Below are 22,813 nucleotides of genomic sequence, written 5' to 3'. Positions count from 1 at the left end.
ATAAAGCCGTTTTAAATATAACTTTAAGAGAACTAATTCAATCTCTTAAAGTATGAAACCGCTATTAATTTTCTTTATGCTTATTTCATTTTTTGGCTTTTCACAAAACGAATACATCCCATCTGATACGCATCCTTATGGACTTCCAAATCCAAATGCACCTGAACAAATAAAAGACTTTCATCTTTTAATTGGTAAATGCAATTGTGAGTCAACCTTAAGAAACCAAGACGGTACTTGGGCAGAAACACAAAATATAACTTGGGAATGGAAATACATTATGAATGGAATGGCTGTGCAAGATGAAACCATAAAACCCGATGGTAATAATTCAGGTAGCATTAGACAATTCATAGCAGATAGCAGCAAATGGTATGTGCACTATTATTCCACAAACTTTCCAACCACTAAATTACCAACTTGGGAAGGCAACAAGGTAAGCAATGATAGTATTGTACTTTATAGAGATCAGAAAGCTCCGAATGGAATGGACGGAAAATACAGAATCAGCTTCTATAATATGAACGATTTAGGCTATAGCTGGATTGGTGAGTGGGTTGATGTAACTGAAAAAATTGTTTACCCAACTTGGAAAATTGAATGTAAAAGAGATTCTAGAGATAATAGTGATTTGGGTATAATTAAGAATAATATTGCGGCATTTTCAAAGGCTTATATGAATGACGATATTGCGTCACTAGTAGATATGTATACAGACGATGGTAAAATAATGCCAAATAACAGGAAAATTCTAGCCGGTAAATCGGCTTTATCCTCTTATTGGAATTTACCTGAAGGTGTTAAAATTTTAAATCATAAGGTAACACCAACTGAAATAAATATACAAAACGACATTGCTTATGATTTTGGCTATTATGAAGGCACAACCCTAACCAAAGAACAACAAGAAGTTTCATGGAAAGGTAAGTATGTAATTATCTGGAAAAAAATTGGTAATGACTGGAAAATATATCTCGATATTTGGAACAACGTAGCTGAGTAATTATTATTTTTAGTCATTAATTATCAGCTACAAAATCATGACTCAACTTTCCCCTTTTCATCTCGCAATACCTGTACACAATTTAGCAGAGTGTAGAAATTTTTACACTAATGTTTTAAAGTTTGAAGAAGGTAGAAGTAGCGACCACTGGGTAGATTACAACTTTTTCGGCCATCAACTTGTTATTCATTATAAGCCAAAATCTGAAGAAGAACTGCATACTAATGCCGTAGACGGTAAAAACGTACCTGTACCACATTTTGGTGTAGTATTACCTTGGCATTCATTTCAAAAATTCGCAGATCTATTAAAATCAAAAGGCATTGAATTTATAATAGAACCCTACATAAGATTTGAAGGCCAAGTTGGTGAACAGGCAACTATGTTCTTTCTAGATCCTTCAGGCAATGCCTTGGAATTTAAGGCATTTAAGGATATTGACCAGCTGTTTGCTAAATAATTGTTGATTGGTTATGAACTGCGATGTTGCTCTCTCGCCAATAATGTATTCTTTAATAGCATTGCAATAGTCATTGGGCCTACACCTCCAGGAACTGGAGTAATGAAACTGGCTTTTTTACTCACATTTTCAAAATCTACATCTCCAGTAATGTAATATCCTTTTTCAGAATCGTCAGGAACACGTGTAATACCAACATCAATAATTACAGCATCATCTTTTACCATTTCTGCCTTTAAGAATTTTGGTATACCTAAAGCAGAAATAATGATATCTGCTTGAGATGTTATTTGCGTTATGTTTTTGGTGTGACTATGAGTTAGGGTTACGGTAGAATTTCCAGGAAATCCTTTACGGCCCATCAATATACTCATTGGTCTTCCCACAATATGTGAACGACCAATTATTACAGTATGCTTCCCATCCGTTTCAACACCATAACGGTCTAATAATTCCAAAATACCGAATGGCGTAGCTGGAATGAAGGTAGACATATCTAATGCCATTTTACCAAAATTCATTGGATGGAAACCGTCAACATCTTTATTTGGATTTACTGCCATTAAAACCTTACGAGTATTAATCTGAGGTGGCAGTGGCAACTGAATAATAAAGCCATCTATATCATCATCGTTATTGAGTTCATCAATTTTATCAAGTAACTCAATTTCACTAGTTGTGTTTGACAAACGTACCATTGTAGATTCAAAACCTACACGCTCACAAGCTCTAACTTTACTACCAACATAAGTTAAACTTGCTCCATCATTACCAACAATTACAGCTGCTAAGTGCGGCACCTTTTCACCATTAGCCTTCATTTTATCAACTTCGGCCTTTATTTCATCTTTAATATCTCTACTGGTTTTTCTACCGTCTAAAATTGTCATACTAATGGTTTATAAATTTATATCTACTCGATTTATCTTGGCATGTTTTTCATCATTTGCATCATGCGTTTTCCGCCTCCACCTTGCATCATTTTCATCATTTTACTCATTTGAGTAAACTGCTTCAACAATTGATTTACTTCTTGTACAGTTGTACCAGATCCTTTTGCTATACGCTTTTTTCTGCTTGAATTAAGAAGAGATGGATTAGAACGTTCTCCAGGAGTCATAGAATGTATAATTGCCTCGATTCCTTTAAACGCATCGTCATCAATATCTACATCTTTCATCATTTTACCAGCACCAGGAATCATTCCAATGAGGTCCTTCATGTTACCCATCTTTTTGATCTGCTGGATTTGCTTTAAGAAATCATCAAAACCAAACTGATTCTTTGCGATTTTCTTCTGTAATTTTCTCGCTTCTTCCTCATCAAACTGCTCCTGTGCCCTTTCAACAAGAGAAACAACATCACCCATACCAAGGATACGATCTGCCATACGTGATGGATAGAAAACATCAATCGCTTCCATCTTTTCACCGGTACCAATAAATTTAATCGGCTTATTAACAACAGATTTAATAGATATAGCAGCACCACCTCTAGTATCACCATCTAATTTAGTAAGGATAACACCATCAAAATTTAAAATATCATTGAAAGCTTTAGCTGTATTTACAGCATCCTGTCCTGTCATGGAATCCACAACAAACAACGTTTCTTGCGGTTGAATAGCTTTATGAATATTTGATATTTCGGTCATCATAGCCTCATCAACAGCTAAACGACCTGCAGTATCAATGATAACGACATTATGTCCATTGGCTTTTGCATGTGCAATACCTGCCTGAGAAATTGCAACAGGATCATTATTACCTCTATCACTATATACCTCAACACCTATTTGATCTCCAACTACATGCAACTGATCTATCGCGGCAGGACGATAAACATCACAAGCAACCAATAAAGGTTTTTTTGTTTTTTTGTTTTTGAGATAGTTGGCTAATTTACCAGAGAATGTTGTTTTACCAGATCCTTGTAAACCAGACATTAAAATTACACTAGGATTACCAGATAAGTTAATACCTTCTGCATCACCTCCCATTAATTCGGTTAACTCATCCTTAACAATTTTAACCATTAATTGCCCTGGCTGCAATGTTGTTAATACATTTTGACCAAGTGCTTTTTCTTTTACTTTATTGGTAAATTGTTTGGCAATCTTAAAGTTAACATCGGCATCTAAAAGCGCACGTCTTACTTCTTTTAGAGTCTCGGCAACATTTACTTCAGTAATGCTCCCATGTCCTTTAAGAACGTGTAACGCTTTATCTAACTTTTCACTTAAATTATTAAACATAATCTTTATCTCTTTTTGAAGTTGCAAATTTAAGAATTTACAAGAGATAAACGAACTCGATATTATTAATTTAAGACATGGAAAACTGATAATAATGCAATAAAAAAGAGTCGCCTAGCGGTGGGCAACTCTTTTCATCAACTTAAACTTACTAAAAATACTAACTTACTTTAGCGGTTCTTCTTCTTAATCACATGTTCTTTCTAGCACTAAGTTTATATCTCCGTTTTGTAAATGCAACATTTCATCAGAACATTCTACAACCAACCAGCTACCTGATAAGGCTTGAATATCTGGACCTGCAACATTTGCAAATTCTATTATAACACCGTCAGCAGATCCTGACGTAGTATAGGTCGCGGTTACTGTTGTTTCTCCATTAGACATAACAACCACTTGGCTATTAGCTTCAAAGTTTAATGTCCAATCGATTAAATTATCATCTCCATTGTAGCTAACCGGTATCCAAGAACACTCAGCCAATATACCGTCTACATCTTCTTCAGTACATACACCTGGATTACAATCTAATTCAACTAAATGGATTTGGAATATTCCTATCTGGTTTTCACTTTCAACTCTTATATATACCGTTGTTTCAACACCAGCATAAGCATAAGCACTTGGGTTTGCAATTACATTGACTCCGTTTGCCGCATCTGACTGTGTTTCATGATATGTTACTACATCTACTGATGGCGTACAATTTGCAAAAGCAGTTGTTAAATCATATAGGTTTGGTCCATCAGTACCATCATCACATACTTCAACTACAGCATCAAAACTCTCGAAGCACTCAAAAGGATTACATTCTGCAACAAATAAGTAGATTGTATATACTTCATAATTTCCGCTCTCTGAGACTATTCTTAAGTAAACCTCTCCAGTATCAGCATAATAAGACTCTGTATTTTGGATTGCCTCTATACCAGCCTCAGCATCTGCCTCTGTTTCATGGAATGTAGCTGTAAAACTATACTGACAGTCAATTAAGCCTATTGTATTTGCACTTAAGTTAAATTCAGCAACACCATTTGGATTTGCACAAGCTTCTAGTTCAAAATCACTGAAGCAATCAAATACACCTTCGTAACAATCTTCTACAATTAACTCTACTGGGTATTTATAAAAGACCTCTGGATTATCACCTAATGCAACTCTTACATATACTGTTTGAGGATTGCTAGTGTTTGTATAAGCCGTTGCTCCTTCTAAAATATCTGTATTTGTAGCAGCACCTTCTGCAGAAGTATGGAATGATATTGACAAGGTGTTTTCACTACTACAGTCTGGTACAGCTTCGTAAATATTAAATACTCCGAAACCATCTCCATCTTCATCACATTCTTCTAGCTCTACTCCATCAGTTTCATAACATTCAAATGGATTTGCATCAGTTTCACAATCGCGTTCTAAAATGATATAATCATTTTCTCTAACAAGTTTTAATCTATCGTCATCACACTCAATAATTTGCCATGTACCTGTTATATTCTCAAATTGTAATTCAATGTTAAGGTTTAAACCTCCTGGATTAGAAGAAACTGACCAGTTACCTTCTTGGACTACATTACCATTAAGTGATACAAAAACATCATAATTTACAGTGAAATCAAAATTAAAATCAATTAGATCATCACTTCCGTTGTAGTTTACAACATTCCAAACACACTCTTTAAGATTAACCTCAACATCTTCATCATCACAATCCACTTCATTATCATCACACTCCTGGTGTAGATAGATATAGTTATTCTCATTAATTAAGTACAGTTCATCATCTTCACATTCAGCAACTTTCCATAAACCGTTAAGTACTTCAAATTCACTTTCAAATTCTAGATCAAAATAAATATAAGATCCTGTAAGTGTTAACTCCCATGTACCAATTACTGATTCAGTTCCATCTGCATTTGCATTTAATATCTGACCATCTGGAGTAAAGTAAACATATACAGCTACAGTTGTATCAATTAAATTAGTCTCAAACAACCACGCACATTCTACTATACTTTCATAAATTTCTCCTACAGAACAATCTACTTCATCATCATCACAATCTTGATCTAACTCAATTGTGAAATCTCCTCTTTCTATGATTAACTCATCATCATCACATTCTGTAATTATCCAAATACCTCCTAAGTCTTGATCATAAGCTGTTAGATCAGAAAGTATTAACTTAAGTCCATCGTCAGTAGCTGTTAACTCCCAGTTACCTCCTATTGCCGATGTTGCGTCACCTTCAGAGATTTCTAAAGTACCATCTGCATTAAATGTAATTTGATAGTCATCAAAGTCATTAAACTCATCGTCAATATCCCAAGGGCATTCAACTAATAACTCAGCGATATTATCTTCATTACACTCATATTCTTCATCATCATCGTCACAATCATTAGATGCCAATTCAATAGCTTCTGCTAATTCTTCATTAGAGTTTACTTCAATGGTTTCACCATTTGCATATTCTAATGTAACCGGATAGTTTAAACTAACTATCAAGGCGTTATCGTCTTCTTCTAGTTCTTCTAGAAAGTGATAAAGCGCCTCATCATTTTCAATAGTTACCGTATCAATAATATCAAAATCAGCATTGAATACAGAAAATGAAATTGGATAAACGAAATCAATACATTCTATAACATCATCTTCATCATCATCACAATCAGTAATAAAATTTTCTAACTGCTCTTCATTTTCAATTACTATCTCTGTGTAGTCATTAAAAATGATTGTAATAGGAAAGATAAAATCTAGAATATCTTCGTTTCCTTCGAATTGTTCAAACAAATCTTCTAGTTCTTCTAAATCTTCTTCTGATTCAATAGTTATTGTAATATCACTAATAACTATTGTTACTGGTAGGTCAATAGAGAAACATGGAGAACCATCTAAAACATCGTCATAAGCGCCATAATTAGCAGTTGTGTTACTCATTAAACCGGCTAATGCAGAACTAGGAACTATTGTTTCTTGTTCAGACGGATTGATAACCTGTGTTTCTTCATTTTGACAAGCTGTAAAGCTTAATAGGGCAAAAAAGGCTAGTAGGATAAATTGATTGAATTTGGTCTTCATAACATATTTATTTTGTTGATTTACTTATATAACAGGCTAGTCTAAAAAACTCCTACCCCTTATTTAAAAAAAATATTTATAATTTGTGCAACACTAAATAAAATATGCGCCAACCGATCAAAGATAATATTTGCGAGAATGCCTTCTTTGAGCATTTTTATAAAAAATATGCCAAAGATCTGCATAACTTCCTCTATTATAAATTTGGAGAACGGTTAAATCCTGAAGACAAGGTTCAGGAAGCTTTTATTAAGGTTTGGCAGAACTGTTCTAAAATTTCACCAGATAAAGCCAAGAGTTTCTTGTTTACTACTGCAAATAATTTGATGTTAAATGCTGTTGCACATGAAAAGGTAGTACTAAAATATAACAAACAACCTCAGAAAAGTGCTACAAACGAATCTCCTGAATTTGTAATGCAGGAAAAAGAATACCACCAAAAACTCCAAAAGGCGCTCTCAAATTTAACCGAAGCCCAACGTGTGGCATTTTTAATGAACAGAGTTGAAGGCAAACGATTTAAAGAAATTGCATCCTTATTAGATATATCAACAAAAGCCGTTGAAAAGAGAATTTATAGTGCACTAAAAAAACTAAGGGAAGACATAAAAGAACTATAATTTTAAAAATAATGCATAGATAGGGTAGGAAAAAATAAAAGTAAACTGTTTTATGTTTGAATGTGAATTATGAATAAAGACGAACTCATAAAAAAATGGTTAGATAATAACCTCAATTCTCAAGAGCAAAAAGCCTTTGAGCAGTTACCGGATTACAAAGAAATAATCCGCTTAGGTAACGCCATGGCAAGTTTTAAAGCTCCTGAATTTAATGCAGATAAGAGTTTTGAGGCATTAAATCCTAAACTTAATACTAAATCGCATAATAATTGGTATAGACCTTTATTAAGAATTGCAGCGGTTTTGGCACTAGGATTTAGTATATATTATTATTCTGGTTCTTTAGATACAAATATCAATACTGATATTGCACAGCTTACTACAGTTGAATTGCCTGATGCTTCTGAAGTTGAATTAAATGCGAATTCCTCAATTACTTATAATAACAGAAAATGGGAAGAAAACAGAGAAGTTCACCTTAATGGAGAAGCCTTTTTTAAAGTTGCAAAAGGTAAAAAATTTGATGTAATAACAAACGATGGTATTGTTTCTGTACTAGGCACACAATTTAATGTAAAGCAAAGAAACGACTATTTTGAAGTTACATGTTTTGAAGGATTAGTTTCTGTTAAGTATAATGGTAGTGAAACAAAATTAAAACCAGGCAACACAGTTAAACTAATCGATGGAAAGCATCTAATTGCAAAAGAAAATATATTTGCCTCTGCACCTACTTGGCTAGAAGGCGAGAGCAGTTTTACAGAAATTCCATTAAAACACGTTATATCTGAATTAGAAAACCACTATAATCTGACTATAGATAGTGATGAAGTTGATACGTCTCGTCTATTTACAGGAAGTTTTACCCACAAAAATTTAGATTTAGCATTGAAATCCATTACAATACCACTAAATTTAGGTTACAATAAATCAGGTTCATCTATTGTACTAAGACGTGAGTAAACTATTTCGTTGTGTAGTTTTTTATCTTTTTTTAATCACCTTCTCTAACTTAAGTTATTGTCAAAGCGAAAAGAGTGAACAGCTACCCTTGGCAACAATTCTGCAAGGAATTGAAGAAAAATTTGAGGTTAAGTTCTCTTATGAACCTAAGAGTATAGAAGGAATTACATTACCTCAACTCAATCCAAATTACACATTAAGACAAGTCTTACGAGAATTGAGGCTATCTACTGATTTAGAGTTTAAAATACTCAGTAATAGATTCATTGCCATATCAAAAAATCCAAACACTAATAATTTTATTGTTCAGCGCCTAGAAGAAGTGGTCATTAAAAACTTCCTCACAAAGGGAATCGCAAAAACCAACAATGGCGCTATTAAAGTAGACACCAAAGCCTTTAAAATATTACCAGGTTTAATTGAACCTGATGTATTACAAATAGTACAAAAATTACCAGGCGTTGTAAGTGTTGATGAGAGAATTTCTAACATAAATGTAAGAGGTGGCACAAATGATCAAAATTTAATTTTATACGAAGGTATTAGAATGTATCAAAGCGGTCATTTTTTTGGGCTGATATCGGCATTTAACCCTTACTTAACAAATGAGGTGAACATTTCAAAAAATGGCACTAGTGCTAGATTCGGTAATGGTGTATCTAGTATAATATCTATCAATAATTCTGATAAATTAGATAATAAATTTGAAGCTGGCATTGGCTCTAACCTAATTAGCGCTGATGGGTTCGCCAAAATTCCATTATCTCAAAAAACCGAGCTTCAACTTTCAGCTAGACGATCATTTACTGATGTATTTGCGACACTAACTTATGACTCTTATTTTGATAGGATTTTTAGAGATTCTGAGCTAAATGCATCTAATAATACCAGCACTCAGCTTTCTTTGGACGAACGCTTTGTATTTCATGATTTTAACTTAAAATTCCTTTACGACATAAACGACACCTCCAAATTAAGAGTCAACTTTTTAAACATTTATAACGGATTAGATTATAATCAAGTCTACACCACAAGTCAGAATAGTTTTCAAGAAAGCGAAAGTGACTTGTTTCAAAACAGTTTTGGAGCCAGCATTAAATACTCAAAACTGTGGGATAATAGCTTAGAAACATCTGTAACAGCATATTTTTCAAATTATGATCTTGAGGCTTCTAATAATGATATTACCAATAACCAAATATTGGTACAAGAAAATAAAGTTGAAGATTTAGGTATTAGAATTGACTTTTCTAAAACTGTCAGTGACAACCTCGCCATAAATAGCGGCTATCAATTTAATGAGGTTGGCGTTACTAATTTTGAAGATGTTTCAAATCCTATATTCTCAAATTTAATAAAGGAGGTTGTACGAACACATGCTTTATTTGGTGAGGTTGAATGGAATTCTTTATCTAAAAATAGTTCAATCCGTTTTGGTGCAAGAATGAGTTATTTTGATAAGGTTTCTGAAGTATTAATGGAACCACGAATTACATTTAACCAAAAGTTCCTTGATAATTTTAGACTAGAATTTCTGGCCGAATTAAAAAGTCAATCTATTACCCAAATTATAGACCTACAACAAGATTTTTTTGGTATTGAAAAAAGACGTTGGCAACTCGCAAATGGAACTGATGTTCCTATCATTAAAAGTCAACAGGCATCAATTGGATTGAGCTATGATAAAAATGATTTATTAATTTCAGCTGAAGGCTATTACAAGTTTGTAGACAATATAACAGCAAAAAGTCAAGGGTTTCAAAATCAATTTCAATTTGTAAATGATATTGGTTCGTACACAATTAAAGGTGTTGACTTTCTAATTAATAAAAGGTTTGAAGATTTTAGCACTTGGTTAAGTTATTCTTATAGTAAAAACGATTATACATTTAGAAATTTAAATGATGGAAGTCCATTTCCAAATACATTAGATTTAACACATACTGCAAATGCTTCGTTTACTTATAATATTGATAATTTAAAAATAGGATTAGGTATCAATTGGCATTCTGGTAGACCTTATACTGAGCCAAGTGAAACCCAAGATGATACTAATAGCACAATAGAATACAAAACACCGAATAGCTCTAGAATTAGCAATTATTTTAGAACTGACGTTTCTGCCATTTATAATTTTAATTTTAAGAATAATATCAAAGCAGAAGTTGGTGCCTCAATCTGGAATTTATTTGATCAAACCAATATCATTAATCGCTTTTATACTTTTGATTCTGACAATACCATTGTTCAAATAGACAATAGGTCTTTAAAATTTACACCTAATTTAAGTTTAAGAATAAGATTTTAGTTATTAATTTTAAACTCAACCAACTAACTCGTTTCTTATTAAATCATTTTTCAAATTTTTGACAACCTGTTCTGTACTGTGTTATGCACTTAGTCTAACAGGTCAATCTAAAGACACTTTAGAAAAGGAATCTTCATTCTATGTTTTAGAATTAATGTTAGGAAAGACCCTTGAAGCAAATACTGATTTTCCAAAAACCAATCTTCAAAAAAATATATTCTTCAGTTTAGGGAATTATAACTTTAAACCAAATAAAGAATGGGCTGCCAGATTAAATTATCCAAAAACAGGAATTAGCATTGGTTATACGGATTTTGGAAATTCTGAAAAAGTTGGTCAAGCAATTTCTCTTTTACCATTTATAGAGTTCTCACTTTTAAAGAAACGAATCCCAAATTTAAATGTTCATGTAGGTTTTGGAGCTTCGTACACTAATACACAATATGACGAAGTAAATAATCCATTTAATAGAGCAATAACTACTGACATCAATTGGTCATTTCGATCATTTCTATATCGCGATTTAGTGAATAAAAATAATATTGCTTATCGTTTTGGATTAGGCTATTTACATCATTCTAATGGTCATACAAGATTGCCAAACCAAGGTCTTAATTCTTTAGTCGCTAGCATTTCAGCGAAAATTGATTCAAAAGAAATACAAATCAATGATGATGTAAAACATAATTTTAAATCTAAGTCACAAAATTATTTTTCTTGGCGACTAGGCATAGGACAAAATGTACTTTCAGAAGAATTCAATACTAAAAAAGAGGTTTATTCAATAGCAATGAATGCAGGAAAAATAATTAATAACACCTTTAAATTTGGAGGCGGTTTCTATTACCGTTTCTATGAGCATTATTACGATTACATAAATAATAATGGCACTTTATTAGAAGAGCAATTACCACATTTTAAAGATAACCCATTTGGTTATGCCACTAATTTTGGACTTTTCGCAACATCAGAATTATTATTAGGACATGTTGGTTTTGAATTTGATTTAGGTTTGAATATTCATAAACCTTTTTATAAAATAGACTGGCAACTTAACCAAGGTTATTCTTACCAAACTGGAAATGGAGAAACCATAGTTGTACTTGGCGAATTAGATTGGTATTACGAAATAAAAAGGACCATTTCGTCAAGAATGGGACTAAAATATTATTTATGGTCAACTAATAAATCACCAAAACATAATATCTTTATAGGAGCGCATATTAATGCCAATTTAGGACAAGCAGATTTTACGGAAATGAGTATTGGATATACATATAGATATAACTTCAAAAAATCATCAGAATAAAATCTATTATGACTGAACAAGAATTTCATAAACTTAGGTTTCCGATTGGTGAATTTCAAAAGCCCGAAAAAATAGATGCAAAACATATTGCCAACTGGATTGAAACTATTGAAAACTTACCTTCTTCAATTTTAAACTTAACAGAAAAATTGAGTGAGGTTGAACTCAACTATAAATATAGACCAGAAGGATGGACTATTAAACAAGTGGTTCACCATTGTGCAGATAGCCACATTAATAGTATCACACGGTTTAAACTCGCGCTAACTGAACATAGACCTGCAATACGACCATATTTTGAGGATAGGTTTGCCAAATTATCTGATTATGATGAACCTTTAGATTCTTCCATTTCAATACTCAAAGGCGTGCATCAAAAATTGGGTATACTTCTTAAAGGTTTAAATGATGAAGAATTAAAAAGAGAATTTGTCCATCCAGAATACGGAAAAATTTATACCATAGAAGAAACCATAGGAGTCTATGCATGGCACAGCAACCATCATTTGGCTCATATTAAACAAGCGATAACTGGTAAGGGAAAATACAATTAAGGAAGACTGTTTTTCTCTTGTTCTTTCTTAATGTTCTTTCTAATCTTTTCAATTGCAGATTCTATTGATTTATCTGGCTCAATAAGATTGTACTCTCCCCAGAAATCAGGGTCTGAAAATCCTGAAATGGCATCAGTAATAATTACAGTAGGACGTAATTTGTCCTTGTTTTTTATTTTAATATCATCAGTATTTAATTCCCAATCCGTTACAGCCATTTCACTAGAGAGTGTATAGACTTTATTGAAGATTTCCCGTTTTTTATTGACCTTAAATTTTAAGCTCAGGTTAGAGTAACTGTAATACCATTTACCTCGATTTTGTTTGTAATCTACCTTGTATTTAGCTTCTAATGGATAAACAACAATATCTCTTGGTTTTCTCTTAACCAATAGGTTTCTTGATTTGCCTTTGTTACTAACATCCAACGAATAACTAGCACTTACCAATGCCAGAGTTTCTACATCAATATATAACTTACCGAAATAGCTTAAATCTAAGGTCTTGTTTCTAGGCTTAAAATCAACCACATAAACATTTCTATTATTCACAGTGGTAGGAGCGTCAAAAGAAAATCTATAGGTATCAAAACTTTCCTCAGTAAAAATATATTCAGGATATTTCATAATATCTAAATACAATGTTGAAAACGGACCTCCTTGTAATTTTACGGACACCGTATCTAATCGTTTATAATCTGTACTTTTTCTAGCCTTACCTAATTTTACGGCATCTCTATTTGCAGAAGTATAAGGTTGTTTTAAAATATTTACTACGGCCTCAGTTAAAGAAACATTTCTATTTCTACGTTTTATAGTTTCCCTATAAAAAGCTGTCATGTACACTGACTGATTTTGAATGGTCTTACTTTTTTCGGCAAATACCTTTCTAACTAATTTACCAGCATCTTTAAAAGCTGAAACATTAACTTCTTTAAGTTCTGTATACGCCTCTTCCAATTTAATTACAGATGTGTTTTCTGATAGATCGGTAAGATTAATTACCTTTTTTGTGTACCCTAATAAGGCAACAACAATTTTAGAATCCTTATAAGCCTCTGGTACCTTTAATAAAAATTCTCCTTCAGAATTTGTTATTGTACTTATATTAGTTTCCAACACATTTAGACTTACATATTCTAAAGCCCTGTTATTTCTAGCATCAACTACTTTTCCTTTATATTCGGAATATGTATTTTGAGCAAAGCTTGGTGACAATAAAAATAACATCAAACCAAGACCTATAAAACTCAATTTATTCTTAAAAATTAACCGTTCCATAACTGCATTTTTTAGATTAAACAATACTATAGATTTTTATAAAATGCCATTAGTAAAGATACGAAAATCGTGGCATTTTTCTATCCACAAAATGGTTAAAATATGTATTGCACCGCCTGTTATTAAAGAATTACATGCGTTCAGGAACATCTATTCCCAGAATACTGAAAGCATTTTTTATAGTTTGACCAACAGTTCTGGATAAAGCTACTCTAAATGTTTTTTCCTTATCTGAATCAGCTCCCAAAATTGAAACATTTTGATAGAAGGAATTGAAATCTTTAACCAAGTCGTATGTGTAGTTTGCAATTAAAGCAGGACTGTGTTGTGTCGCTGCGTTTTGTATCACTTCAGGGAATAACTCCAATTGTTTTAACAACTGTTTCTCCTTTTCATGAAGCGAAATATCCAATACCTCTGTATTTCCAGACTCCTTTGATTTTCTCAGTATAGATTGGATCCTTGCATATGTATATTGAATAAACGGTCCTGTATTCCCTTGAAAATCTATAGATTCTTTAGGATCAAACAAGATTCTTTTCTTAGGATCAACTTTTAAAATGAAATATTTTAATGCACCAAGACCTATAGTTTTGTATAGAGCTTTCTTTTCATTTTCATTATAATCATCAAGCTTCCCAAGTTCTTTAGAAATCTCTTCAGCAGTATCCGCCATTTCTTGTATTAAATCATCAGCATCAACTACAGTACCTTCCCTACTCTTCATTTTACCACTTGGTAAATCTACCATACCATAACTTAAATGATATAAATTCTTTGCCCATTCAAAACCAAGCTTCTTTAAGATTAAAAACAATACTTTAAAATGATAGTCTTGCTCATTACCTACGGTATAAACCATACCTCCAACATCTGGGTAATCCTTTAATCGCTGAATCGCAGTACCTATATCTTGTGTCATATAGACAGCTGTACCATCACTTCTTAAAACTATTTTTTCGTCTAATCCATCTTCGGTTAAATCGCACCAAACAGAACCATCCTTCTTCTTAAAAAACACACCTGTTGTTAATCCTTCGGCGATAAACTCCTTGCCTAAAAGATAGGTGTCACTTTCATAATAATAAGCGTCAAAATCTACTCCAATGGCTTTATAGGTTGCTTCAAAACCATCATATACCCATTGGTTCATAGTTTTCCATAATGCCACTACCTCTTCATCTCCAGCTTCCCATTTACGTAACATTTCTTGTGCTTCCAACAAAATTGGAGCATTCTTTTTAGCATCATCTTCCGATTGTCCTTTATTTACCAATTCAGAAATCTCTGCTTTATAGGCTTTATCAAATTCTACGTAATAATTTCCAACGAGTTTATCTCCTTTTAATCCAGTAGTCTGAGGTGTTTCACCATTTCCAAAACGTTTCCAGGCCAACATACTTTTACAAATATGTATTCCTCTATCATTGATAATTTGAGTTTTATAAACTTTTTTACCAGATGCTTTCAATATTTCAGAGACACTATATCCTAATAATACATTTCTAACATGCCCTAAGTGTAATGGCTTGTTTGTATTTGGCGAAGAATATTCTACCATTACAGCTCCTTCATCTAATCTATCAACATAACCATAATTACCCTTATCCTTTATAGCATTTAAGAAATCCAGATAGTACGAGTCATCAATTTCAACATTCAGAAATCCTTTAACAACATTAAAGTCTTTAACCAAATCCAGGTTTGATTTCAAATATTCTCCGATTTGCTCACCTATTACTACAGGATTGCCTTTTACTACACGAAGCATTGGAAAAACTACTACGGTAATATCACCAGCAAACTCCTTGCGTGTTGATTGAAATTCAACTGATGGCAGTTCAGCTTGAAACAATTTTTGCACTGCTTCTTTAACTTGTATTTCTAAAGTTTCCTGAAGATTCATTTTAAGTTTAATATTGTGTTTCTAAACGCCTGCAAAGATAGCAGATTAATTGTTTTAATATTAGAAGCATTGCATAAATTGCCAACACTAATGCTTAAAATCAATCTGTGCCATAAAAGACAAAAACTTCTAATTAAAAGTATATGAGTTCTGTCTTTTTTAAATCATGAAATCAAAGCTCATGCTCGGTAGGATTTTGCAATTCTAGTCAATGATGAAAACCACATGAAATTTTGACAAGAATTAGTCTAATAATTGATTTTTTTATTCAAGTTTATTTATCACAATAAATATATGCATCTTCCAACCACCAAAGACCTAACTTACTGTAAAATAGACAATTAAAAGAAACGTGCATTTCATCGATAAAACGGTAGTTTTTCTATGTTTTTTACCGTTGGTCGATTTAGCTTTTTTTTAGTGATTTTCATCTGCCCTTTTATCTAATTTATTGGTATTAAATCCCGATAATTAGTGATTTTGACAGCATTGATGCATTTTTGGTAGGCTATTAACAAACGTCCCAAACTTTGATGAGGCTTAAGGAACAAACATTAACTAGGTTGATTTTGTTTTGTGTGAACTTACATTTTGTATATCAGTATAAAAGTTTTTCTACCCAAAACAACACAATTCTCTGTAACATCTCCCCAGCATGAGGTGGATACTGACATTGTTGTTATTTGTTGTCTCATTTTCAGGTTTTGCCCAAAATGAGAGAATAGATAATCTTACCGTACAGTTGGCATTTCAAGACCAAGATTCTACTAAGGTAGATTTGTCAATTGAACTCATCAATGAATTATATGACATTGAAGATTATAAAAAAGCAATGCTCTATGTCAACCGAACCTCCAAACTATCAGAAGACTTAAATTATCTAAAAGGACTTGCTGAGAGCAGTTATTACAGAGCACTTATCTACACTCAAAAAAATGACTATTTCAATGCCATTGATAATTATAACAAATCACGTCAGTACTTTCTACAAATAAAAGATTCTTTAGGTGTTGCCAAAGTGAGTAACAGTATTGGACTGATAGAGATAAAAAGAGGCAACTATGCAGTTGGACTTAGAAATTCGCTATCAGCAATTGACATATTTGAGGAAAAGGGTCTTAAGGGTGAATTAAGTTCCGCATACAATAATTTAGCCGAAGCTTATTTTAAAACCAATCAAATCGACAAGGCAATAGATTTTAATTTTAAAGCTCTAGCTATTAGAAAGCAGATTGATGATTTTGATGGTATTAAAAGTTCAACTAAAAATATAGCAGATTTATATTCGCTTAGGAAAGAACATCGCAAAGCCATAGAATATTACGAGAAGGTTCTAGATCTGATTCTTCCTGATTCTGATCAAGAATTAAGAGGAGAAATATTGCCCAAACTCGGTAGCGAGTATTTAAAGTTTAAAGAATATGACAAGGCTTCCTCTTTACTTGTAGAAGGGCTACAATACAATCGTAGACAAGGTAATGAAGAAGGGTTACTAAGGACTCTCAATGCTATTGGAAATTTAAACTTACAACGTAGAAAAGTAAAACTAGCAGAATTACAACTCAACGAGGCCTATACTATAGCCCAAAAAATAGACAATAAGACAGAACTTTTAGAGAATTACAAACTACATATTGCATTAGATTCTACACGAGGTTATTACCAGAATGCATTTTTTTGGCAGAATAAATATTACGATTTAAAAGACGAACTATCTAAAGAAGAACAACCCGTTTACCCTACAGAATTAGAACCTTTAGATATTGAAGACAATGATCCTTTTGTTGATAGCGAAAATACCATCCAACCTAATGATGGTAAAGACAATTGGTTTAGCAAGAATCCTCTATATTTTTATGGAGGAATTCTTGCTTTATTATTACTCTCTGGACTATTAATCTACAGCCTTGTAAAATTATCTGGCTATAAGAAAAAAGTAAATGAGCAAAAAGAAGAATTAGAACTTGAGAAAATTAGAAATGATGCAATTCTAGAACAAACGCATCATCTAGAAGAAGTAAATCAAGTTAAGGATAAGTTATTCTCAATTGTGTCCCACGATTTAAAAGATTCCATTTCTTCAATTAAAGCATTTTTAGATTTATTGAAAGAGGATAGCATCTCTAGAGAAGAGTTCAACGATCTAATACCTGAGTTAAGCGAGAATGCAAATAATGCTTCAGCACTTCTTTTTAATCTGCTTAATTGGTCTAAATCACAACTACAAAATTTAGAACCAAAACAAGAACACTTCAATATTCAAGAGGTATTCCAAAATAAGATTGCCTTAGTAGAACAAAAATTAGAGGACAAACGCATTGTACTTATCGATGAATCTCAAAGAGATTTTGTTTATGCCGATAGAAGTATGATTGAAATTGTTATTCAAAATTTAATTACCAATGCCGTGAAATTTAGTAGAACAGGTGATGTAATTACAGTTTCAAACCAAGATGTTAATGGCAAAGCTCTTATCTGTGTTGAAGATACAGGTGTTGGAATCTCTAGAGAAAATCTAGACAAACTTTTTAAGGCTAATAAAAACTTCACAACTATAGGTACCAAAAATGAAAAAGGTACTGGTCTAGGCCTCACAATTGCTAAAGATTTGGTAGAATTGAATAATGGTAGAATTTGGGTAGAAAGCACACTAAATGTTGGTAGTAAATTCTTCATTGAACTGCCAAAACAAGCTCCTACCACATAACTTTTAATATATTTAGGGAGTTAACTTTAATTTACATGAGACAATCTATTGCCATTATATTCCTTTTTATTGGTCTTATTTTTAGTTGCAAAAACAACACTCCAGAAGAGCTTAAAGCAGATAAAGATTTATCGGAGTTGTTCACGATGATGCAAGGGTCATTTAACTCTGAAATTCAATCTCAAGTGGACTCCACATATTTTAATATATCATTGCACATGTATCCTATCTGGGAAGATAAAGGTAATTTCTTATATGTTGAGCAAGCCTTGAACAGTATGCAGAACAAACCATATCGCCAAAGAATTTATGAGGTAAAAAGAGTTAATGATAGTACATTTATTTCTGAAGTATATACTTTAAATGCAGACTCACTTTGGATAGGAAAATGGAAGAACCTAAAAGCTTTTGACTCTATTTCAATTAATGATATTTCTCTAAAAAGTGGATGCGAAGTTGTTTTAAAACGTATTGGGCCAAATCATTTTAATGGCAAAACAGGTGATAAGCCTTGTGCCAGTTCATTAAGAGGGGCATCCTATGCACAAAGTGAAGTAGAAATATTAGAGGATAAAATTATTTCGTGGGATCGTGGTTTTGATGCTGATGGTAACCACGTATGGGGAGCAGAAAAAGGTGGTTATATATTTAACAAATTAGACTAGTGTTTAGGCAAAAACACCTCAGCCATCATACATCTTGCACTGCCACCACCACATGTTTCAATAGTATCTAAGGAACTTGATATAATTGGGCAATGTTTTTCAATTTTTGCAATTTGATCTTTAGATAGGCTTTTATGTGCTGCACCACTCATTACTAAATAACGCTGATCATTTTCGCCTCTTAATTGAAGCATATTACCAGCAAATTGATGCATCTGTTCTTCCGTAATAGAAATTACCTCCTTATTGGTTTGCTTTAAATGTTTAATAACATTTTTTCTCTCCTTTTTATCATCAATTGAGTCCAAACAAATTACAGCAAAGTTTTCAGCCAAGCACATCATAACATTTGTATGATAGATGGGTAAACGCTCTCCATTAACCGTTTGATTGGCATTAAAAATCACTGGGAAATATTCAAAATCTTCACAAAACTCTATAAATAATTCTTCATCTGCTCTTGGAGATAATGCACAATATGCCTTTTGATTAACCCTATCCATTAAAATACTTCCAGTACCCTCTAAAAAAACCCCTTCTTCCTCAGCCGAAGTATAATCAACAATATTTTCAATTTTAAAACCTTCTTCTTCTAATTTCATGAAAATTTCATCTCTTCTTTCAAGCCTTCTATTTTCCGCAAACATAGGATAAATTGCAACATCACCATTACTATGAAAACTAACCCAATTATTAGGAAATATTGAATCTGGTGTATCCATTAACACATCATCACTTACAACGATAACATTAATACCTACCGCTCTCAATTTTTTCACAAACCCATCAAATTCCTCTTGAGCCTTTGTATTAATTTCAGTATTCTTCAATGACATATCCTCCTGAAAATAATTGTTTACAGCAGTTTGTTCATTCTTCCTAAAATTTACTGGGCGAACCATCAAAATTGTGTCTGTTGTCTGTTGCATTTTTAGTTTTTTGAAAGTGGTGTAAAATTACTCTTTTTTATTATTTGAAAATTAGTTTCAAATGAGTTTTTGTGCATTAAAATCTTTATGTTTGATATTGAAACGTTTAACCTTTCGTCATTTTTATGAATATGAAAAAACTTCTATTTATATGTCTAATTATAGTGTCTTGTTCTAAAGATTCCAATAATGATAAATCACAATCTTTCATTACAATATTTGAAGAAAGTAAGGGGCTTGAAACTGCTACTTACGATCAGACAATTCAATTCTATTCTGACTTGGCAGAATCCTATAATGAAATAACAATAAAACCTATTGGAGAAACGGATTCGGGAAAACCATTGCACCTTGTTACACTGAACACTAATGGTACTGGAGATGATTTTGACAAGTTAAGAGATACAAATAGAATTTTATTAATAAACAATGGAATTCATCCTGGTGAGTCAGATGGCATTGATGCTACAATGATGCTCTTCAGGGATATCGTTCAAAATAAAATTGATAAACCAGAAAAAACAATATTAGTGACAATCCCAATCTATAATGTTGGTGGTAGTCTTAACCGAAATTCCGGAACGCGTACAAACCAAAATGGACCTAAAGAATATGGCTTTAGAGGAAATGCTCGCAACTATGATTTAAATAGAGATTTTATAAAATCCGACAGTAAAAATGCTCGCACATTTACTCAAATATTTCATTTGGTAAAACCAGATGTTTTTATTGATAATCATGTTAGTAATGGCGCTGATTATCAATACACACTTACGCATCTTTTTACACAACACAATAAAATGGGTGGTGTTTTGGGCAAGTATATCAATGATAAAATGATGCCTAATCTGGAAGAAAAATTGAAAGAAAAAACTTGGGACATTACACCTTATGTAAATGTATTTAACAGAACACCAGAATCTGGTTTTTCTCAATTTATGGATTCACCACGTTACTCCACTGGTTATACCACACTATTTAATACACTCGGTATGATGATTGAAACCCACATGCTAAAACCATATCAACAAAGGGTTGAAGGAACGTACGAGCTTATGGTAAGTATGATTGAAATTATTGAGGAAGAAGGTGATCAAATCAAAGCACTAAGAAATAAACAATTAAAAACTTGGTCTGCTGGTGGGACCTACCCTTTAACCTGGAGTATTGATACTACAAAGTCTTCAACTTTAAATTTTAAAGGATTTGAAGGTTTTATGATACCCAGCGAGCTAACCGGAAAACAAAGATTAAAATATGACAGAACAAAACCATTTGAAAAGCCTGTTAAATATCGTAATTACTTTAAATCAAACTCAGAAATTGAAATACCCAAAGCATATATAATTCCTCAGGGATGGCATAATGTAATTGACCTTGTTCAATTAAATGATGTAGAATTATCACAATTAGAAAATGATACAATTATAGAGGTAGAATCTTATAAAATTGATGACTACAAAACCCGAAGATCACCTTATGAAGGACACTATTCACACTACGCCACAAAAGTAAAGTCATCCATTGTGGAAATTAAATTCAGAAAGGATGATTATCTAATTTACACTGATCAACCTTCAATTAGATATCTTATAGAAACTTTGGAACCTACAGCTATTGATTCTTTCTTTAATTGGAATTTTTTCGATACAATATTACAGCAAAAAGAAGGATTTTCTCCTTATGTATGGGAGGACAGAGCAAATTTAGTCTTAAGAGCAAATCCAAAACTGCAGATTGATTTTAACCTCAGAAAAACATTTGATAAAGAATTTGCAGAGAACTGGTATGCGCAATTAGATTGGATACATAAACAAAGTGGAAATTATGAGAAAGCCCACATGCAATACCCTGTATATCGAGTATTAAACAAATAAAAAAAGCCACTAGAAAACTAGTGGCTTTAAATCTATTCTAGATAATAAGTTATCGTTGCAACTGCACTTTAGTAGTATAGTTCCTGAACTCTGATTTAAGTTGAAGAATATATGTTCCGTTACTTAAGTTGCTCATATCTATCTGAAATGAATCATTAGACATCGTAGTAATAACACCTTGCTTTAACATTCTTCCTTGCATATCCACAATTGTATAATCAACTGATTCTTCATCTAACAAAATAGTATTTACGTTTAAATCTTGTTTTACCGGGTTTGGATAAACAGAAGTCACTGTCAACTCATTTAGCATATCCTTTTCAAAGTCATTATAACTGTCATATTGATTTACCCATGTGTTCACAACATCTTTGTCATTATTTATATCTTTTCCGAAATAATACCCACCAAAAATATTGCAAAAGAAACCTGGCAACACCAATGTTACAGTTCCTTTTGCATCAAGAGATGCACAAATTTCACCACCACCTTGTTGTAACAATGGTAAAACATCAAATGCCGTTGTAGTACCAAAATCAACAATACTTAAATCCAATGTATCAGGATTGTAAACAAGACTATGAATTCTGTAAAAACCAGCATGATAAACCACAAATTCAGGAGTACTTGACACATCTAATATCGTTAGATTAAATGCGTTTGTCAAAACAAATAATTGCTCATAACCAGTTGGTATTTCAGCTGGCACTACTTGATTAGCACTAATGGTAGCCACGCCACCACTTAAGCACGTTAATATGCTACTTGATCTTAACCTACCTGCTTCAGCAGTACAAGCTTCTGTTTCTTCCTCTACGTGAACTGGCGCCCCAGCTACATCCAACGATGCGCACAAGCTTCCTCCGCCTTGTACCAATAGACTATTGACATCAAAGC

The 22,813-nt window shown here is 32.6% G+C and carries 17 protein-coding genes; 10 read left to right on the top strand and 7 right to left on the bottom strand.

What is annotated here, in order from left to right:
* The first annotated feature begins 52 nt into the window (after positions 1–52).
* Positions 53–1,003 carry a YybH family protein gene (locus tag LBV24_RS14240; protein WP_224479335.1) on the top strand — a complete coding sequence of 317 codons (951 nt, stop codon included), beginning with the start codon at positions 53–55 and terminating at the stop codon, positions 1,001–1,003.
* A gap of 37 nt (positions 1,004–1,040) precedes the next feature.
* Positions 1,041–1,463, top strand: a complete 423-nt coding sequence (locus LBV24_RS14235; protein WP_224479334.1) for a VOC family protein — start codon at positions 1,041–1,043, stop codon at positions 1,461–1,463.
* An 11-nt stretch (positions 1,464–1,474) separates the two neighbouring features.
* Here the strand turns inward: LBV24_RS14235 and LBV24_RS14230 are convergent, their stop codons facing one another.
* The 3 genes from LBV24_RS14230 to LBV24_RS14220 all read right to left on the bottom strand — a co-directional run bounded on the left by LBV24_RS14230 (position 1,475) and on the right by LBV24_RS14220 (position 6,798).
* Complete coding sequence (locus LBV24_RS14230) at positions 1,475–2,353, bottom strand: bifunctional 5,10-methylenetetrahydrofolate dehydrogenase/5,10-methenyltetrahydrofolate cyclohydrolase (RefSeq protein ID WP_224479333.1); 879 nt, start codon at positions 2,351–2,353, stop codon at positions 1,475–1,477.
* A gap of 32 nt (positions 2,354–2,385) precedes the next feature.
* A complete protein-coding gene (ffh, locus tag LBV24_RS14225; RefSeq protein ID WP_224479332.1) occupies positions 2,386–3,717 on the bottom strand; it encodes a signal recognition particle protein in 1,332 nt (443 codons plus the stop codon).
* Positions 3,718–3,903: 186 nt separating this feature from the next.
* Positions 3,904–6,798, bottom strand: coding sequence for a hypothetical protein (locus LBV24_RS14220; protein ID WP_224479331.1), 2,895 nt, complete (start codon positions 6,796–6,798; stop codon positions 3,904–3,906).
* A gap of 104 nt (positions 6,799–6,902) precedes the next feature.
* Here LBV24_RS14220 and LBV24_RS14215 point away from each other — a divergent pair, with 104 nt between their 5' ends.
* The 5 genes from LBV24_RS14215 to LBV24_RS14195 all read left to right on the top strand — a co-directional run bounded on the left by LBV24_RS14215 (position 6,903) and on the right by LBV24_RS14195 (position 12,552).
* The gene (locus LBV24_RS14215; protein WP_224479330.1) at positions 6,903–7,418 is read left to right on the top strand and encodes an RNA polymerase sigma factor; all 516 of its coding nucleotides are present in this window, start codon (positions 6,903–6,905) and stop codon (positions 7,416–7,418) included.
* Positions 7,419–7,487: 69 nt separating this feature from the next.
* Positions 7,488–8,381 (top strand): FecR family protein, encoded by an 894-nt coding sequence (locus LBV24_RS14210; RefSeq protein WP_224479329.1) that lies wholly within the window; start codon positions 7,488–7,490, stop codon positions 8,379–8,381.
* An 88-nt stretch (positions 8,382–8,469) separates the two neighbouring features.
* On the top strand, positions 8,470–10,689 hold the full coding sequence (locus LBV24_RS14205) for a TonB-dependent receptor plug domain-containing protein (protein ID WP_224479328.1): 2,220 nt from the start codon (positions 8,470–8,472) through the stop codon (positions 10,687–10,689).
* Positions 10,690–10,747: 58 nt separating this feature from the next.
* On the top strand, positions 10,748–11,998 hold the full coding sequence (locus LBV24_RS14200; protein WP_224479327.1) for an acyloxyacyl hydrolase: 1,251 nt from the start codon (positions 10,748–10,750) through the stop codon (positions 11,996–11,998).
* Between the two features lie 8 nt (positions 11,999–12,006).
* Positions 12,007–12,552: a YfiT family bacillithiol transferase gene (locus LBV24_RS14195; RefSeq protein ID WP_224479326.1), complete on the top strand. Its 546-nt coding sequence runs from the start codon at positions 12,007–12,009 to the stop codon at positions 12,550–12,552.
* Here LBV24_RS14195 and LBV24_RS14190 read toward each other — a convergent pair.
* Together LBV24_RS14190 and argS are read right to left on the bottom strand one after the other, a co-directional pair.
* Positions 12,549–13,832, bottom strand: a complete 1,284-nt coding sequence (locus LBV24_RS14190; RefSeq protein WP_224479325.1) for a carboxypeptidase-like regulatory domain-containing protein — start codon at positions 13,830–13,832, stop codon at positions 12,549–12,551. The two genes, LBV24_RS14195 and LBV24_RS14190, sit on opposite strands and share 4 nt — an antisense overlap.
* 130 nt (positions 13,833–13,962) lie before the next feature.
* Complete coding sequence (argS, locus tag LBV24_RS14185) at positions 13,963–15,738, bottom strand: arginine--tRNA ligase (RefSeq protein WP_224479324.1); 1,776 nt, start codon at positions 15,736–15,738, stop codon at positions 13,963–13,965.
* A gap of 655 nt (positions 15,739–16,393) precedes the next feature.
* Between argS and LBV24_RS14180 the strand changes: the two genes are divergently transcribed.
* Entirely contained in the window at positions 16,394–18,445 is a 2,052-nt protein-coding gene (locus LBV24_RS14180) for a tetratricopeptide repeat-containing sensor histidine kinase (protein ID WP_224479323.1), read from the top strand.
* A gap of 35 nt (positions 18,446–18,480) precedes the next feature.
* Complete coding sequence (locus LBV24_RS14175) at positions 18,481–19,110, top strand: chromophore lyase CpcT/CpeT (protein ID WP_224479322.1); 630 nt, start codon at positions 18,481–18,483, stop codon at positions 19,108–19,110.
* Here LBV24_RS14175 and ctlX read toward each other — a convergent pair.
* Complete coding sequence (gene ctlX, locus LBV24_RS14170) at positions 19,107–20,039, bottom strand: citrulline utilization hydrolase CtlX (protein WP_224479321.1); 933 nt, start codon at positions 20,037–20,039, stop codon at positions 19,107–19,109. The two genes, LBV24_RS14175 and ctlX, sit on opposite strands and share 4 nt — an antisense overlap.
* A gap of 131 nt (positions 20,040–20,170) precedes the next feature.
* Here ctlX and LBV24_RS14165 point away from each other — a divergent pair, with 131 nt between their 5' ends.
* Positions 20,171–21,916, top strand: a complete 1,746-nt coding sequence (locus tag LBV24_RS14165) for a M14 family metallopeptidase (protein WP_224479320.1) — start codon at positions 20,171–20,173, stop codon at positions 21,914–21,916.
* A gap of 49 nt (positions 21,917–21,965) precedes the next feature.
* Here the strand turns inward: LBV24_RS14165 and LBV24_RS14160 are convergent.
* The coding region (locus LBV24_RS14160) for a T9SS type A sorting domain-containing protein (protein WP_224479319.1) at positions 21,966–22,813 on the bottom strand (848 nt) is incomplete at its 5' end.

The organism is Winogradskyella vincentii (assembly GCF_020166345.1).
Lineage (GTDB): Bacteria > Bacteroidota > Bacteroidia > Flavobacteriales > Flavobacteriaceae > Winogradskyella > Winogradskyella vincentii.
Note: the sequence above shows the minus strand (reverse complement) of the source record. Positions and strands in the feature narration are given on the sequence as shown.